Origin of the sequence: Exiguobacterium sp. s143 (assembly GCF_018618895.1) — a bacterium.
GTDB classification, from domain to species: domain Bacteria; phylum Bacillota; class Bacilli; order Exiguobacteriales; family Exiguobacteriaceae; genus Exiguobacterium_A; species Exiguobacterium_A abrahamii.
The window spans coordinates 499,510-515,241 of sequence record NZ_JACSMX010000001.1 but is presented as its reverse complement, the minus strand read 5'-3'; the positions used below and the strand labels follow the sequence as shown (position 1 = coordinate 515,241).

The following is a 15,732-nucleotide window of genomic DNA, read 5'->3' as shown; positions in this document are numbered from 1 at the left end:
CAGGCGAGACACCAAGACCCGCTTTCCTGCTTCATTCAAGCAGGAAAGCGGGTCTTGTTTGTCTTTGAAGCGCATAAATGCGCTGTTCCTATAGAAGTTGCGTGTGACGCGTCATTTTTTTACAAGGAAAGGGTGGCAGAATGATGATCTGCCACCTTTTCCTTATAAATTATCGCTCCAATTGAGCGACTTGTTTAACCTGAGCGATGATCGTATCACGATCAGTCGTTGACGGATTGAGGCGGATGCCATACAGTCTTTCGGGCCCCACTGGCTTCTCATGCAATAACTGACCTTCGATGCACAAAGGTTCTTGACCCTCGATCAATGAGAACTCAACAACGATTTTCATTGATTTGAGGAGTGGAAGTTTTAGTTCTGTGCTGATTGCTAGTCCGTTCGGTGAGATATTATGAATTTTCATCAGTCCATTAGGAGTACGCTGATCATTTTTCAATAAATGAAATTCACCTGTTATTGGTTTTTTCAGCGTATATCGAAAGGGTTCATTCCGTTTGATTTTCATGTAGGCACCTCCAATCCCATTATCCGACAATTTCGTCAAGTCTTCTAGTTTTTTTTGGTCATGCAGCAGCGTCTGTCGATTGTTTCGTCGGATGGATACGTTTTGCTAAATACATGAATGGTGTCGCGAACCAAGCGACAACGAATTTCGCGAGATACGTCGTAATGAAGATTTGCCACCAGATGGAGAAGGGCATATCGTGAAAGGCAATCGCACAAAACGTCAACGTATCAAGCAATTGACTTAATACAGTTGACCCTGTCGTCCGTAACCAAAGCTTACGTTCGCCTGTCTTCTGACGGATTTTTGAATAAATAAAGACATCGAATAGTTGCGAGACAAGATAAGCGGCAAGACTACCGACAGCAATCCATGGTAAAAGTCCAAACAATAAATGCAAGGAATCGGATGTTTCGAGTGCAGCCTTATCAGCAAGTGGTGTATATAAGAGACTGAACTGCATGAGAACGGTCGTCGTGATCAGGGAGAAGAACCCCATATAGACGCCTTTACGAGCGACCTGTTTTCCGTATTTTTCATTGAGGATATCTGTCGCTAGATAACAACTGCCATACACGACGTTCCCTAACGTAAAGACGAAACCGAAAATATCAACGGTTTGTGTAACTTGGATGTTTGCAATGATTGTTGCGATGGCAATCCACATCAACAATCCTGTCTTACCAAATAAATAATAACTGAAAATCAATAATCCCATCGTTAAAAAAATGGAAGGGATCCATAACCATTCGTTCATGAGATGTACTCCTTTCTGTTCATACAGATGAAAATTGTACGCTGAAATTCATCAACTGTCAAAGGTGATGAAGAGATGAGGGGCATTAAAAAAAGACCATAAGTTTCATGGTCTTTCGGACGGTCTTTAGCCCATTCGTTGCAGAGAGTACCGACGACGTCTTCCTTTGACGTAATAGTTCTCTGTCGACGTAAAATCATTCGCTTCCAAAATGCGTTTTGCAAACGAAGCGTGTGGAGATTGTTCAAGGACGCGCGCGCGTACTTCGTGACGATCTAGTACCCCGGAATACGTCAATGCTTCAGCAACTGCTTGAGTAGCTAGACCCCGACGCGTATAGGGATCAAACACCATGAAGTCGAGTTGGAAGTAGTGACCCATTTTTAAGAGCAGAACCCGCCCCACGATCGTATCTGCTTCAACGATATCAAAGTAATAATCTTCAGGATAACTGTGCTCGACGGAATCAAAAGCCCGCTCTTCTCCAAGCTCATGGTCATACCCTTTGATTTCTTGCGGAGTCAGTCCATATGCTTGCTCGCCATACTTCAAGAAATGATCATACTCAGCTTGATCGACATGACGTAATGTTCGACGTCTCAATTCCATCACAAAATCCTCCCTCATCCCAATTGATGCTTCGTTTACATTATAGCGATACCCTCCGTGCAATTGCAAAAATTAACTGGAATCGATCCGCAGGAAGAAATCTAAAAAAAGTCATTCTGTAATCATCTTGTGATTGTTTTAATTACCTCGGAATATGGTAAAGTAATGATGTAGACAACTGCATACTGGAAGGGGCTGGAAAACGTGTTCACAGAACGTGACGGAATCAAATTGCGTCTAGAGCAAATCGAACGATTGTATTCGGACTTGAATCGTGAAGCGAAACAATTGACGGAACGCTTACGCCAATTAGATGAACAAGGGGATGAAGTTCAACATGATCTTTCCCTTAATAAAGAAGACCGAGATCATTTGAAGTCAAGCATTGATGAGACGCTTCAGGCACTCATGAAGCGGACGACGGTCGATGCAAAAGTCGAACAGGAAAAGCAAGAAGACCTGATTTCGAAAAAAGCATTGATTGAAGATATCGAAGGATTATTGAAGAAAAAGAAATGAGCTAGCTCCGGCTAGCTTATTTTTTTGTGGAGGAACACATTATGAAACCAACCATTGGACTGACGACATGTCTTCGTCCGACTGACGACGTGCATCATCGTGTGAAGCAGTTGTTAGCGGATGAGACGATACATTTTATCTACGTCGTGCGTCAGAAAAAAAGCATAGAACACTTGCAACAGGAGACAGGATTACCGGTGCTTGTCGTCGATAAACAACGGCTTGATTTATATCCATTAGGCGAGACGACATCGTTCTTTTTCCATCCTTCGAGTGCGGTGTTTCGCATCAAACAAATTGATGCAGGTGGAGGCGACCCTCTCATTGCGATCGGACGCTTATCGGAAGGGATGCGTGTGCTTGACTGCACACTTGGTCTTGGAGCAGATGCCATCGTCATGAGTCATGCCATCGGAGAGCGGGGGCGGATCATCGGGTTAGAAAGTCGGGTTGAGACAGCATTTGTCGTCAAGAACGGATTAAAACGGTGGGAAGAATCCTACGAACCGATCAATCAAGCGATGCGACGAATTGAAGTGAGAGTCAAACACCATCTCGCCTATTTGAAAGAATGTCCGGATAATTCCTTTGATGTCATCTACTTTGATCCTATGTTCGAACAGACCGTCGAAGAATCGACGCATCTCGACGCTTTACGAACGCTTGCGAATTATGAAGCCTTATCCGAGGAAGCGATGGTGGAGGCGAAGCGTGTGGCACGTCAGCGCATCGTTTTAAAAGCACATTATGAAAGTCCCTTGTTTGAACGGTTTGGGTTCGAACGAACAAAGCGGAAGACGTCGAAGTTGCATTATGGCGTAATTGAATTGTAAGTCAAAAAAAGACCTCTGCCGATGTTTCGGCAGAGGTCTTTTTTGTAATTCGCTGATTATTGAACTGCGTCTTTTAATTCGTCTTCCATCTCTTCAAACGTTTCCTGAACGGCATTGACCGGTTGTTTCGTCATCAAGCTGACAACGACCGTAAAGATCAAGCTTGTGAAGAATCCAGGTACCATTTCATAAAGCGTCGTACTGAGTCCGAGTTGAACCCAGATGATGACAGTCAAGGCACCTGAGATAATACCAGCTAGTGCGCCTTGTTTCGTCATCCGTTTCCAGTAAAGAGAAAGCAAGATGATTGGACCAAAGGCAGAACCGAATCCAGCCCATGCATAACCGACAAGTGCAAGAATCGTCGCTGATGGGTTCCACGCGAGAATACTTGCGATGACGGCAACGACAAGAACGGCAATTCGACCTGTCAGGACGAGTTCTTTATCCGATGCGTCTTTTTTCAAGAACGTCTTATAAAAATCTTCTGTCAACGCACTCGAAGTAACGAGCAATTGTGATGAAATCGTCGACATGATCGCTGCAAGAATCGCAGCCATCAAGAATCCTGTGATATACGGGTGGAATAGGACATCCGAGAAACGGATGAAGACTGTTTCCGGATCACCGAGTCCATTGCCTTGTCCTTCGAAATAAGCGATCCCGACAAGACCAGTCATCATCGCACCGATGATAGAGACGAACATCCAACCGATCCCGATGCGACGGGCACTTTTTAAATCTTTAACAGAACGAATCGCCATAAAGCGGACGATGATATGGGGTTGACCGAAGTAACCAAGTCCCCAAGCTAGGAAACCGATGATTCCAAGAATCGTTGTTCCTTTAAGTGGATCAAACAACGAAGGGTCTAATTTTTCAGCGTAATTGTAGGCACCATCGATTCCACCAACGTCTGTCAATGCGACGATTGGTACGAGAACGAGTGCGATGAACATGATACAGCCCTGGACGAAATCGGTCCAACTAACTGCGAGAAAACCGCCGAAAAGTGTGTAGGCGATTACGACCGCAATCGTCAAGAGCATACCATAGTGGTAATCAAATCCAAATGAGCTGACGAACAATTTTCCGCCAGATACGATTCCAGCTGATGTGTAGAACGTGAAGAAAATGATGATAACGAGTGCCGATACGGTACGAAGCACGCGTGATTTGTCTTCAAAGCGATTCTCTAAGAAATCAGGGATCGTAATTGAGTCGTTTGCCATTTCCGTATAGAGACGGAAACGTGGTGCGAGTACGATATAGTTTACGTAACATCCAATCAATAAACCGAGTGCGAGCCAAAGGGCTGATACACCTGTTGCATACATGGCGCCGGGAAGTCCCATGAGCATCCATCCACTCATATCCGATGCACCAGCAGAGAGTGCTGTGACACCTGGACCGAGATCGCGTCCGCCTAACATGTAATCTTCTGTATTCGTCGTTCGCTTGTAGGCAAAATAACCGATTGCCAACATGAGAACAAGATACAGGATGATCGAAATCCATTCTTGCGTCATAAAGTTAAATCCTCCAAATGCAATAGTTTTTTCAGCGATCAAGCATGTATTGACTTGTTCGCCAAATGATATGTTCCCCACCTTACAGGGGATAAAACGACTTTGCAAGTCACTTCATTTTCATGAAAAGTGCCGCCACGCCTAGTGCCTTAAGGGGTCGGGACGGTTTTAGTCCCTGTTAAAGTTCTACTACTCGAAATGTTCTGAATAATTTAATAAAACATAAATGATCCTAATAAATTAGGATCATTTATGTGATGTTAATTGGTCCAAAACCGTTGGTATGCGGCGCTTAAACGGTCTAATGCCTGATCTAATTGTGCACGAGGACACCCGATATTTAAACGTTCAAATGTTTCTCCACCAGATCCGAACGAAGAACCGTGCGTTAGAGCGATTTTTGCCTCCTTGACGAGCCAATCTGCTCGTGTTTTACTATCTAGTTCGAGTGCTTTGAAGTTGATCCACAACAGGAAAGTTGCTTCTGGAATGACAACGTCTAATTTTGGCATCTCTTGGCGAATCCGACGGATGGCATGGTCACGATTTCCTTCTAAATACACAAGTAATTGTGACAGCCATTGCTCACTCATAGCATCACCATACGCTACTGAAATCGCAGTCGAAGCCAATGCATTCGGGTGAACGAAATGACGTTGTTGGACACGTTCGATCTGTTGACGAATCGAGATGTCAGGTACGATTAGATAAGACGCATAGAGACCCGGAATATTGAACGTTTTGGATGGTGCACTCACTAAAATGAGTTTTTCATAATCCAAACCGAGAATGGGCGTGTGCACGGAACCTGTATAGACGAGGTCCGCATGAATCTCATCGGATACAAGATAAACATCATGTTGCTTCGCGAGTTCGACGATTTGTTGTAATTCTTCTCTCGGATAGACTTTACCGCTTGGATTATGCGGGCTACAAAGAATCATCATACGTGCTGTTCGCATTTGTCGTTCGAGAAGTGAAAAGTCAGTCTGGTACGTCTCACCGTCTAAAAGAAGCGGATTTTCAATGAGTTGTCGTTGATTAGACTGAATGATTTGATGAAATGGAGGATAGACAGGTGTCTGGATGATGATTTCATCACTCGGTTCCGTCAGTGCGAGGACCGTATGTGCAAGTCCTGGAACAACACCACTTGAGTAGAGAATGGAATCAGTAGTGATTGTGACGTCATATCGCTTTTGAAACCATTGTTGAATCGCTCGTTTTGCTTCGTCTTCAAACATCGAGTAACCGAAATGACCTGTAGCAGCACGTCTAGTCAATCGTTCTGTCAAATGGTGGGGTGGACGGACGTCCATGTCCGCGACCCACATCGGAATCAGCTCATCTGATCCATATAGCGAAGGGAGCCCGTCCCACTTGACGGATCCTGTATTTCGTTTCTCGATCGTTTCATCAAAATTGATTTGTTCCATCAGACTTCACTCCTGTTCTTCAATAGTTGAATGACTCCATTTCACCATAGCGGATAGAGAGAGAGTGGGGCAAGTCGAAAAAATAAAGGTTTAACATTTATATGATCAGGCAATTAATAAACTCGAACCTACCATAATGAAACGGAGTGATGATCATGTTGCATTCTAAAGTAGTCGTCGGGCGATCGCCTGAGGAATTAGAGGAGAGACTAAATGAATTTTTTGAAAATAATGGGGTCGGATCAAACGCCATCATTACATTAAAATTTTCAACATTTGTTGCGTCTAAAGCGGATGAACATTATTCAGTTTTAGTCGTCTATGATAACTCGCTAACGAAAACTACACTGTAAATTAGTGACAAGAAGTTGAGCTGAAAAGCATCGACTTCTTGTTTTGTCTTTTTCTATAAGTTATACTAGAATTAGGTTTTACAAGCTTCCGTAGGTTAATGGCAGACCTCAGCAATGGTAATGCTGCAGTGCGAGTTCGATTCTCGCCGGAAGCATAGACACGTCTTCCGTCTCAAGTGATATATACTTGAAACGGAAGACTTTTTTCATGAGTTCGATATTTTTGATTTGAGGAGTGACCTCTATGCATCCAGTCATTCATTCTGTTGGTGATAAGATCAAGCAAGAACGAAAAAAACAAGGAATGACACAAAAAGCACTTTGTGAAGGAATTTGTAGTCAGGCTGAAATCAGTAAAATCGAAAATGGTCGAAATTCCCCAACGATTGATTTGTTACAGCTGATTTGTCGAAGATTACGCATCCCGATTTCATTGTTTTTTGAAGATGAAATCGTATCACAAAAGTTAAATGAGATAGACCAACGAATGATTCGGCATTTGCGTGAAAAAACGTATTCAGATATGGCAAAAGACTTAGCAAAATATGAGAACGTTAATAATGCGGTTGAAACTCAAATTTTAATTCGCTACCACCAAGAATTACTAGACTATGAAAGAGGAAATATTGATTTTCGGACATGTATCGCCTCCTTATTACAAGTTGTCAGACAGGAACAGGTCAAAGACAAATCCTTTCTTCTTTATACACGAATTCAGATGGTGATTGCTGTTCTGTATACGAACCACGAAGAATATAGTCGTGCCCATCAAATTTATAAGGAACTATTAGGCTTACCTTATCAAACAAGAGAATATAAAAAAATTCGAATGAAGATCATGTATAATTTCATACGTAATTTAGTAGAGTTTGAACGATTCGAAGAAGGGCTGCAGGAAGTTGAAAAGGTCATCGAAGAGACAAAACAATTGCAGGATTTAACGTATCTTGGACAGTTTTATTTTCAAAAAGGAATTTTATTAGAGGCGTTAAAAGGATCTGAATCAGAAACAAAGGAAGCGTATACGACCGCTTATTCTTTTTTCATTGCTACTCAGAGTCACTCTTATCTAAAAATCCTTGAAACCTATTTTTCTGAACACCTCTTATTTCCGATTAATGAAAGTGAGTGAATAAACGATGGAGATGAATACTTTAACTTCATCGATTGGTACAAAAATCAAACAATTTCGTATCGAAAAGCAAATGACTCAAAAAGAACTATGTGTTGATTTATGTAGTCAAGCTGAAATTAGTAAAATTGAAAACGGGTTAAATTCTCCGACTGTGGAATTATTAAAACAACTTGCTGTAAGGTTGCAAGTTCCCATCTCTTTGTTGTTTCAAGAACATACCGATGAGGAAAAGTTCTTTCAACTAGATCGCTTCTTATCCGATTTGCTTCGAGAAGAGAAATACAAAGAGGCGTTAGAGCGAATTCACCAGCAAGAAAAGGATAGCATCGTCGAAATCGACATTTTAAAAAGCTACATCAAGACGATCATTGAATTAAAGCAAAATCGAATCGATTTTCGGGCAGCAGCAAGCCTACTCAGCAACTTGTTGATTGAAAAAGAAGTCTGGTCTCAGTCCATTCAATTGTACATTCGAATCAAAATGGCAATTGCGAATATGTATTCAGAGCAGGATTTATTTCATTTAACGGAATCCGTGTATCAGGAATTAGAAAATGAAATCGAAGTTCTTCAGTCCACTACCCATCTAAATGCGCTATTGAAAATTTACTTCAATCATTGTCAGATCCTTGAGTACCAAGGGAAGTCTGAGGAAAGTATCGTCATCGCCAAAAAAGGATATGAGTTATGCTTGTTGCATAATCATACATTTCTATTCGGTCATTTTTATTATCAACTCGCTCACTATGATGAATACTTAGGTGAGGATGAGAAGTCACTCCAAAAACAATATTCAGTCGCCTATGCACTATTTCATGCATTTGAGCACGACGTTCGAAAGAAAATGATTCTTCGCATGAAGGAGTCGTATATGTTGTTCACTTTTGAGAATTAATAAAAAGGATACGTGACCTTCTTGGTAAACAAGGAGGTTTTTTCATGAAAAGTGCAACTCGTTTATTTTAAAGAGGTGATGAGATGAAGGACGAACATTCTATTGGTAAGAAACTCAAATTTTTTCGACAATTGAAGGGGTTATCGCAAAAAGAACTGAGTGCAGGGATTTGTAGTCAAGCTGAAATTAGTAAGATCGAGAACGGAAAGACGATGCCGACTGTGGAATTATTACAACAACTCGCAACAGTACTTCGTATTCCTATATCAGAATTATTAAAGAGCAATTCTGAACATCAATTGGAGCAGGTAAATATCCTTGATCAAAAACTTAGTACCTTACTACGCGAGAATGCTTTCGATGAATGTTTTCATGAAATGAAAAAAATCTCAGTAAGTGAATCTTCTGATGAAATAAGACGATTAATGACCTACTATGAAATTGTGATTGCATATCGAAAAAAACAAGTTGATTATCGAACGACCTCCGTTTTATTTACGCGATGGATGGATCAAGAGGATTTATGGGTGAAAGATCCGGTGCTTTACTTTCGAATCAAGATGGCATTATCCATTTTATATGCGGAATGCGGACAGTACCAACAAGCAGAAAAAATATATGATGAAGTATTACGCATTACTACAGAAATCAGCGGTCTAAAGAGTGAACGACTAAAGATTCTTTATAACTATGCAAAATTATTATATAAAATGGATCAGCCTCAAAAGGGTCTTCGTATCATCGAGGAAGGCATACAGCTCAGTCGACAATTGAGACAGACTTCCTACTTAGCACACTTGTATTATCAACGTGGCGAGTTTCATGAACGGATGGATACGAATTTTATGCAGATGAAACATGATTATACGATGGCGTATGAATTATTCTCTGCTTTTCAGATGAAACAATACGCTACTATCGTTCTAAAAACGAAAGGTTCATATTTACAATCTGTACTGGACTAAGATCATGACTAAAAAATACAAGAAAGGAGGAGGAAAGGTTGCGTATCGAGTCATTTGGTAAACAGATAAAACAACTACGAATCGAGAAAAATTTAACACAAAAAGAATTGGCAAAGGATGTATGTAGTCAAGCGGAATTAAGTAAGATTGAAAATGGAAAAATAATGCCAACAATCGATCTTGTTCAACGTTTGTCTCAAAAGTTACATATTTCAATGGGACAAATCTTCATCGATTCAAATGAAGTAAAGCTATTTCATGACTATGACGTACAACTGTCGGACTTTTCTAGGCAACGTCGTTATGATGAAATGCTAGAATTTATGAAACGTTTACCACCTAGTCTTCCTCCTTCCGTTCAATTATTGATTCATTATTTTGAATGGGTCGCTCGCGAAGGTAAAAAAGATATTGATTACCGGACATGTATCTCCCAATTGCTTCGCTTATCGGATGAACACCAAATGGAAATAGAGTATCCTGTTCTTTATTTACGTATTCGAATGTCGGTTGCGAACTATTATTACTTGAACGGTCAATATCCATATGCGCGAAAAATCTATGAAGGATTATTATCGTATGATTATTCGACATATGCACTTAAAAAATTACAGTGTAAAATCATATATAATCATGCGCAACAGTTGTATTTTCAAAATGACTTTAAAACAGGATTACAGGTTACTGAACAAGGAATTCGTTTATCCGTCGAACGAAAAGATACAGCGATGTTAGGACATTTCTTTTATCAAAGAGGATGTTTCTATGAAGAATTGAATTATCCAAAGTGTGATATCCATGATGCGTTTACTCATGCCTATTCACTTTTTACTGCCTTCGGCAATGAGAATCATGCCGCGTTAGTCTTAAAAGGTAAAAAACAATTTCTCCACTTTCAAATGTGAGGACGGAAGTGAAAGAAAGGATGATATAATGGATCACTTACCCGTCTCGATTGGTTATGAAATCAAGCGGCTTCGAAAAGAAAAAAAGATTACACAAGCAGAATTGTGTGAGGGCATTTGTAGCCAAGCTGAAATCAGTAAAATCGAAAATGGTAAAAATTCACCCACCATCGATTTGCTACAACAAGTCGCAAAACGATTAAAGGTACCATTGTCGATGTTGTTTCAAGATCATTTACGAAGTGATGTTTTTCAAACGTATGACGAGCAATTAGCAGAACTATTGCGGACTAATCAATACGTTGATGCTTTAAAGATGATCGAACATGTTCTTTCAACGGTTGATTTTGAGGAAGTTCGTGATTTAGTAGCATATTATCAAGTCATCGTTCAGGAAAAAAGTGGTCAACTTCACTACCTAAAAGCCATTCAATCGCTCGGACGATTACTCAAAAAAGAACACCTTTGGTTTGAATCAGCTACTCTGTATGTAAGAATTCAGATGGCGATAGCAAATTTGTATGTTGAACACGGTGACTTCGATTTAGCGGAGAGTATCTTTCAAACATTGATTCATTCGAATTATCCATCCGTTGAATTGAAAAAAGTTCGCATCAAGATTTTATATAATTATGGACAACAATTATTAATGCAAAAAAAATACCTTGCCGGTCTAAAAATCACCGAACAAGGTATTCAAGAGAGTCTTCAAATAGAAGATGCTCATTTCTTAGGTCACTTTTATTATCAGCGAGGATATTTCACTCAACAATTGAATGGAGATCTTTCTGCTATCCAACGTGATTTTACGATGGCCTATTCCGTATTTCGTGCATTTGATATGCCACTTCATGAAAAACTGCTTCTTGAAGAACATGCAGAGTACATTCTCTTCCCAACTTAAAATTCACGACCGAATTGTTGGCACTCTTGCAGTGCTTGTTCGATTAATTCAGCTGCACGTTCCGGGTATTGCTGATGTCCTTCGAGAATGACAGTCGATACATCTTCAATGCCAAAGAATGCTAATAGATCGAGCATGTAGCGAACAGCGTGTTCACTCGATGCTTTCTCTTTCGTCGAATAATCACCACCACGTGAATGAATCAACAGCACTTGTTTGTCTTCAACAAGTCCGATCGAACCTTCTGCCGTATAACGAAACGTTTGACCAGCTTGGGCAAGGTAATCCATATAATTGTGCAGTGGTGCTGGAACCGTCAAGTTCCACATTGGAAACGAGAAGACGACCTTGTCGGCGTCTAAAAACCCGTTTAAATATTCCTGAAGTCGCTGAGCATGTGTCGCATCCTCTCCAGTTAATTCCTCGCCTTTAAAGAGACGACCTGCTGCGCTCGCCAGTTTCAAGTCGAAGAAGGGAAGACGTTCTTCGAATAAATTCAAAACCGTAACTGTATCATCCGGATGTGATTCGCGATACGCGTTCAAAAAGGCATCGTTCAATTCAGAGCTAATGCCTTTTTTTTGATGTGTGCTATCGTTCGCTTCAATGAATAGTAAATGTGACATAAACATTACTCCTTTCTATACTTATCTATTCCCATTCTGCTCAAAATCATGACTTCTCCACATTTTATTATTTTTAGAAAATTCAGGTTTTATTTTGGTTCTGATAAGGAAAATAAACGACAGGAACTAGAAAGAGGGGATGGCGGTGAATACACAGCGACGTTCTTCCGATAGTCTGCAATATCATCGAGAAATTCGGGCAAATTATCAGTTGTTCGGGATGATCATTTTTGTGTTGACGAGTTGTGGTGCCGTTTTATACATTGTGGCGAATATATTTAGTCGCTCCGGTTTAGATGGAGCCGATTGGGTGCGAGCAATCGTCATTGCAAGTGCTGGAATCGTGCAATATTTCATTGGTAAAAGTACATTGTCGGATCGATTGAAGCCACATATGATGTCGAGTATTTTTTTATTGATTCCTTATATTTATTATCCATTCATTGATCGAGGCGTTCAGTCCGTTTGGGCATGCGCACTACTTTTCATTTTAGCGTCTCTTGTTGTTATTAACCGAACGATGTTGTTATACGCAACGAGCATCACGACGATCTCCCTACTCTATATCTGGTATCAAACTCCTTCATTAGAAAACGTTACGATGTTTGCATCTGATCATATCGCACGAATTGGACTTATCTTAATTGCGACGATCATCAGTTTATTGATCCATAATCAATACGTCACCCGTCTTGAACGTAATATTGACTACTTAGCACGTTTACAAGAACAAGCATTTACGGATACTGTGACAGGTTTGTCGAACCGTTCTTCTTTTGTCATAGAAGTGGACAAGAAAAAACGAGAAGGCGACATGATTTGTCTTGTTGATCTGGATGATTTTAAAACCGTCAATGATGCTTTTGGTTACCGGACAGGTGACCGCACTTTGCACATCATTGGTCGTCGGTTAATGAATCGCTTTCCGGATTGTACGATTGCGAAAGCGAGCGGAAGTGCTTTTTTACTGCATGCTCCAAACCATTACGATGCACGAACTCTTTGTGACGATATTTTATCGAGTGTATCAGAGCGCGTTCAAATTGACTTTAAACAGATTAACGTCACTGCAAGTATCGGTGTTTCCTATGTAAATGACGAAACGACGGACCATGTCATTAATGATGCGGAGATTGCCTTATTCACAGCTAAATCCAATCGGAAAAATACTTATGCAATTACAGATTTAGCGACACAAAATGAACGAAAACGGGCGCTTCAATTAACACGCGACTTATACGATGCAGAGCTGGATCGCGACTTTTTTATTTTATTTCAACCTCAGGTCAATGCAAAAACGCGTCAAATTACAGGAGTCGAAGCATTGATTCGTTGGAATCATCCGGAATATGGTCTCGTTCCGCCAAATGAGTTCATTCCACTTGCGGAGCGGACACGTTTCATTGAGACATTAGGCGTTTGGGTCATGCGTCAAGCTTGTTTCCAGGGTAAAGCATGGTTGGAAGAAGGGAAGGAGCCGTTAACGATTTCTGTGAATGTCTCACCGTGGGAATTACGTCAACCCGATTTTATGGATCGCGTATTGGCGATCTTAAAACAGTCTGGCTTCCCTCCGTCATTACTCGAAATCGAGATGACAGAACACATCTTCATTGAAGGAACAGAGCAAATCATCGAGACATTAAACGCACTTCATTTATACGGGATCCGGATTGCGCTCGATGACTTCGGAACGGGATTTTCATCGATGCAATCGTTAGTGGAGTTACCGTTCGATCAATTGAAGATTCCAAAAGAAATCGTTCAAGAAGCTATTCATTCAGAGAAAAAACGAGCGATGATCGAGACGATCATTCAGTTAGGGAAGCGATTAGATATGACAATCGTAGCTGAAGGGATTGAATTAGAAGAAGAGGCGGCATTGCTCGAGCGATTGGGATGTCATACGTTGCAAGGATATCTCTTCCATCGCCCGTTACAACCAAGACAATTAGAACACTTTTTGACGATATATCGAGAAGGCTGACGACATGGTATATCAAAAAAAGAAAGGAAACAGGCGATGGATCATGTCCATCGCCTGTTTGTATAACTGTATATCAATGAATCACAGATACCGCGCAAAACGACGTTCAAGAATCTCTTGAATGACTGCGATACAAGAACAGATTCCCCAGTAAATGAACGCAACGACAAAATAGACGGTCATATAATCGAATTCGCGCCCACCGACAATTTTTGCTTTTTGAAAAATCTCAGGAACTGTAATCATGGCAGCAAGCGATGAAGCTTTAACCAGATCAAGCAAAACGTTTGAGAGTGGTGGGATGGCAATCCGGATCGCTTGTGGCAAAATGATACCAACAAACGTCCGATACCTGGATAAACCGAGTGACGCTGCCGCCTCTTCTTGACCACAATCAATCGACAACAAGGAGGAGCGAATGATCTCCGCCATGTACGCAGCACTGTTCAAACTAAAACCGGTGATGGCTGCTGTTAACGCGTCAAGTTGAATATTGATGACCGGCAGTCCAAAATACAACATGAACAGCAATACGAGAATCGGAACACCACGCATGAACGAGATATAAGCGCTAGCTCCGATGCGTAAAAGTCGAAGGTGAGACAGACGGCAAAGGGCAAGGATTAACCCGATTCCGAGACCAATGGCCATGCTGAGCAAGGAAATCCATAGCGTCTGTCCCAGTCCACTCAAAATATAAGGAAACGATTCGACCGCCAATTCCGGATTGAAGACGGACCGCCAATCAATTGAAGACATCGTTAGTTCACATCGACGATCGTCGTTTTGACGTCAGGCATTTGGGAGACATCTTTTCCGGCATAGAATTGCTTCGAAATTTCCTTTAATGTGCCATCTTCCTTCATTTTATCGAGTTGTTCGTTAATGTTGGATTGAAGTTCCTTGTTATCTAAATCCATGATTAAACCAACCTGACTTGGATTATAAGCGATATCAGGATGAATCGTAATATCGAAGTCCTTGAAGAAATCGACAGCGAGTGTTTGCAAGTAGTAATCATTCAAGATAACGTCTGTTCGACCATTTGAGACATCTCGTAGATATTGATCGTTCGTCGCGTTATCGTACGTGACTTCTTTTGCACCGAATTTTTTAGCGATTTGCATATACGTCGTTGTAGCTTCTCCGGCAGCTTTTTTCCCTTTTAAGTCTTCAAGAGACTTGATGCCTGACAAATCACTTTTACGGACGATTGCCGTACCATACGTATATTTATATGGTTTTGAGAACGCGAATTTTTCTTTACGATCATCGGTGATCGTAATGTCGTTAGCGGCAAGATCAACTTGACCCGTATTAACACTTGTCAACATACCGTCGAATGACATCTCTTTGAATTTCACTTTCAAATCAAGACGTTTTGCTACTTCTTTGACGACTTCGACATCAAATCCAGTCAACTTATTGTTTTTCTCTTCATGATAAGATGTCGGAAAAAGTGTACCAGCCGTCGCGACGACGATCGTTCCTTCTTTTTGAATCTTATCATATGCGGTTGCCTTCTCCTCTTGCTGACCACATGCGCTTAATAAAATCGAGCTTCCTGCGATCAAGAGACCCGTAAATTGCATTGTTTTTTTCATCGTATTATTCCTCTCTTTATTTCCATGATCAATAACTCTTTTCATAGTTAAAAATACCACGGAATCATATGTTCGGGCAAAGTAATACGCGCACAAAGTGTAGAATTCAACCAAAAAAAATATTGAATGAATATCCAAGTTTATGTAAG

General features: G+C 40.9%; 16 protein-coding genes and 1 tRNA gene. 9 read left to right on the top strand and 8 right to left on the bottom strand.

Going from position 1 to position 15,732, the window contains the following annotated elements; translation table 11 throughout:
• Positions 1-169: 169 nt before the first annotated feature.
• The 3 genes from KNQ03_RS02975 to KNQ03_RS02965 form a co-directional block, all read right to left on the bottom strand.
• Complete coding sequence (locus KNQ03_RS02975; RefSeq protein WP_195864839.1) at positions 170-526, bottom strand: PilZ domain-containing protein; 357 nt, start codon at positions 524-526, stop codon at positions 170-172.
• A 58-nt stretch (positions 527-584) separates the two neighbouring features.
• Positions 585-1,283, bottom strand: a complete 699-nt coding sequence (locus KNQ03_RS02970) for a queuosine precursor transporter (RefSeq protein ID WP_029341956.1) — start codon at positions 1,281-1,283, stop codon at positions 585-587.
• Between the two features lie 126 nt (positions 1,284-1,409).
• Positions 1,410-1,892 (bottom strand): GNAT family N-acetyltransferase, encoded by a 483-nt coding sequence (locus KNQ03_RS02965; RefSeq protein ID WP_064299696.1) that lies wholly within the window; start codon positions 1,890-1,892, stop codon positions 1,410-1,412.
• A gap of 204 nt (positions 1,893-2,096) precedes the next feature.
• On the opposite strand from KNQ03_RS02965, the gene KNQ03_RS02960 reads away from it, so the two are divergent.
• Together KNQ03_RS02960 and KNQ03_RS02955 are read left to right on the top strand one after the other, a co-directional pair.
• Positions 2,097-2,411 carry a hypothetical protein gene (locus tag KNQ03_RS02960; protein WP_023468579.1) on the top strand — a complete coding sequence of 105 codons (315 nt, stop codon included), beginning with the start codon at positions 2,097-2,099 and terminating at the stop codon, positions 2,409-2,411.
• Positions 2,412-2,452: 41 nt separating this feature from the next.
• Positions 2,453-3,244 carry a class I SAM-dependent methyltransferase gene (locus tag KNQ03_RS02955; RefSeq protein ID WP_214723522.1) on the top strand — a complete coding sequence of 264 codons (792 nt, stop codon included), beginning with the start codon at positions 2,453-2,455 and terminating at the stop codon, positions 3,242-3,244.
• 56 nt (positions 3,245-3,300) lie between these two features.
• Here the strand turns inward: KNQ03_RS02955 and putP are convergent, their stop codons facing one another.
• Both putP and KNQ03_RS02945 read right to left on the bottom strand, forming a co-directional pair.
• The gene (putP, locus tag KNQ03_RS02950) at positions 3,301-4,773 is read right to left on the bottom strand and encodes a sodium/proline symporter PutP (protein WP_214723520.1); all 1,473 of its coding nucleotides are present in this window, start codon (positions 4,771-4,773) and stop codon (positions 3,301-3,303) included.
• Between the two features lie 260 nt (positions 4,774-5,033).
• Complete coding sequence (locus KNQ03_RS02945; RefSeq protein ID WP_214723518.1) at positions 5,034-6,209, bottom strand: MalY/PatB family protein; 1,176 nt, start codon at positions 6,207-6,209, stop codon at positions 5,034-5,036.
• Between the two features lie 437 nt (positions 6,210-6,646).
• Between KNQ03_RS02945 and KNQ03_RS02940 the strand changes: the two genes are divergently transcribed.
• The 6 genes from KNQ03_RS02940 to KNQ03_RS02915 all read left to right on the top strand — a co-directional run bounded on the left by KNQ03_RS02940 (position 6,647) and on the right by KNQ03_RS02915 (position 11,366).
• Positions 6,647-6,717 (top strand) — tRNA-Thr (locus tag KNQ03_RS02940).
• A gap of 89 nt (positions 6,718-6,806) precedes the next feature.
• A complete protein-coding gene (locus tag KNQ03_RS02935) occupies positions 6,807-7,694 on the top strand; it encodes a helix-turn-helix domain-containing protein (RefSeq protein WP_214723516.1) in 888 nt (295 codons plus the stop codon).
• A gap of 13 nt (positions 7,695-7,707) precedes the next feature.
• A complete protein-coding gene (locus tag KNQ03_RS02930; RefSeq protein ID WP_214723514.1) occupies positions 7,708-8,592 on the top strand; it encodes a helix-turn-helix domain-containing protein in 885 nt (294 codons plus the stop codon).
• 83 nt (positions 8,593-8,675) lie between these two features.
• Positions 8,676-9,557, top strand: a complete 882-nt coding sequence (locus KNQ03_RS02925; protein WP_214723511.1) for a helix-turn-helix domain-containing protein — start codon at positions 8,676-8,678, stop codon at positions 9,555-9,557.
• Positions 9,558-9,595: 38 nt separating this feature from the next.
• Positions 9,596-10,462: a helix-turn-helix domain-containing protein gene (locus KNQ03_RS02920; protein WP_214723509.1), complete on the top strand. Its 867-nt coding sequence runs from the start codon at positions 9,596-9,598 to the stop codon at positions 10,460-10,462.
• Positions 10,463-10,490: 28 nt separating this feature from the next.
• Positions 10,491-11,366, top strand: a complete 876-nt coding sequence (locus tag KNQ03_RS02915) for a helix-turn-helix domain-containing protein (protein ID WP_214723507.1) — start codon at positions 10,491-10,493, stop codon at positions 11,364-11,366.
• On the opposite strand, the gene KNQ03_RS02910 is transcribed toward KNQ03_RS02915, so the two are convergent.
• On the bottom strand, positions 11,363-11,992 hold the full coding sequence (locus KNQ03_RS02910) for an FMN-dependent NADH-azoreductase (RefSeq protein ID WP_214723505.1): 630 nt from the start codon (positions 11,990-11,992) through the stop codon (positions 11,363-11,365). The genes KNQ03_RS02915 and KNQ03_RS02910 overlap by 4 nt on opposite strands.
• A 145-nt stretch (positions 11,993-12,137) precedes the next feature.
• Here KNQ03_RS02910 and KNQ03_RS02905 point away from each other — a divergent pair, with 145 nt between their 5' ends.
• A complete protein-coding gene (locus tag KNQ03_RS02905) occupies positions 12,138-13,979 on the top strand; it encodes a putative bifunctional diguanylate cyclase/phosphodiesterase (RefSeq protein ID WP_371743233.1) in 1,842 nt (613 codons plus the stop codon).
• Positions 13,980-14,060: 81 nt separating this feature from the next.
• On the opposite strand, the gene KNQ03_RS02900 is transcribed toward KNQ03_RS02905, so the two are convergent.
• Both KNQ03_RS02900 and KNQ03_RS02895 read right to left on the bottom strand, forming a co-directional pair.
• Positions 14,061-14,738 (bottom strand): amino acid ABC transporter permease, encoded by a 678-nt coding sequence (locus tag KNQ03_RS02900; RefSeq protein ID WP_214723501.1) that lies wholly within the window; start codon positions 14,736-14,738, stop codon positions 14,061-14,063.
• 2 nt (positions 14,739-14,740) lie between these two features.
• Positions 14,741-15,583, bottom strand: a complete 843-nt coding sequence (locus tag KNQ03_RS02895) for a transporter substrate-binding domain-containing protein (RefSeq protein WP_064299704.1) — start codon at positions 15,581-15,583, stop codon at positions 14,741-14,743.
• Positions 15,584-15,732: the final 149 nt, after the last annotated feature.

What these genes read in the sequence shown, in the direction of transcription:
- KNQ03_RS02975 (WP_195864839.1), bottom strand. Translation starts at nt 526, where the DNA reads ATGAAAATCAAACGGAATGAACCCTTTCGATATACGCTGAAAAAACCA.
- KNQ03_RS02970 (WP_029341956.1), bottom strand. Translation starts at nt 1,283, where the DNA reads ATGAACGAATGGTTATGGATCCCTTCCATTTTTTTAACGATGGGATTA.
- KNQ03_RS02965 (WP_064299696.1), bottom strand. Translation starts at nt 1,892, where the DNA reads ATGGAATTGAGACGTCGAACATTACGTCATGTCGATCAAGCTGAGTAT.
- KNQ03_RS02955 (WP_214723522.1), top strand. Translation starts at nt 2,453, where the DNA reads ATGAAACCAACCATTGGACTGACGACATGTCTTCGTCCGACTGACGAC.
- putP (WP_214723520.1), bottom strand. Translation starts at nt 4,773, where the DNA reads ATGACGCAAGAATGGATTTCGATCATCCTGTATCTTGTTCTCATGTTG.
- KNQ03_RS02945 (WP_214723518.1), bottom strand. Translation starts at nt 6,209, where the DNA reads ATGGAACAAATCAATTTTGATGAAACGATCGAGAAACGAAATACAGGA.
- KNQ03_RS02935 (WP_214723516.1), top strand. Translation starts at nt 6,807, where the DNA reads ATGCATCCAGTCATTCATTCTGTTGGTGATAAGATCAAGCAAGAACGA.
- KNQ03_RS02930 (WP_214723514.1), top strand. Translation starts at nt 7,708, where the DNA reads ATGAATACTTTAACTTCATCGATTGGTACAAAAATCAAACAATTTCGT.
- KNQ03_RS02925 (WP_214723511.1), top strand. Translation starts at nt 8,676, where the DNA reads ATGAAGGACGAACATTCTATTGGTAAGAAACTCAAATTTTTTCGACAA.
- KNQ03_RS02915 (WP_214723507.1), top strand. Translation starts at nt 10,491, where the DNA reads ATGGATCACTTACCCGTCTCGATTGGTTATGAAATCAAGCGGCTTCGA.
- KNQ03_RS02910 (WP_214723505.1), bottom strand. Translation starts at nt 11,992, where the DNA reads ATGTCACATTTACTATTCATTGAAGCGAACGATAGCACACATCAAAAA.
- KNQ03_RS02900 (WP_214723501.1), bottom strand. Translation starts at nt 14,738, where the DNA reads ATGTCTTCAATTGATTGGCGGTCCGTCTTCAATCCGGAATTGGCGGTC.
- KNQ03_RS02895 (WP_064299704.1), bottom strand. Translation starts at nt 15,583, where the DNA reads ATGAAAAAAACAATGCAATTTACGGGTCTCTTGATCGCAGGAAGCTCG.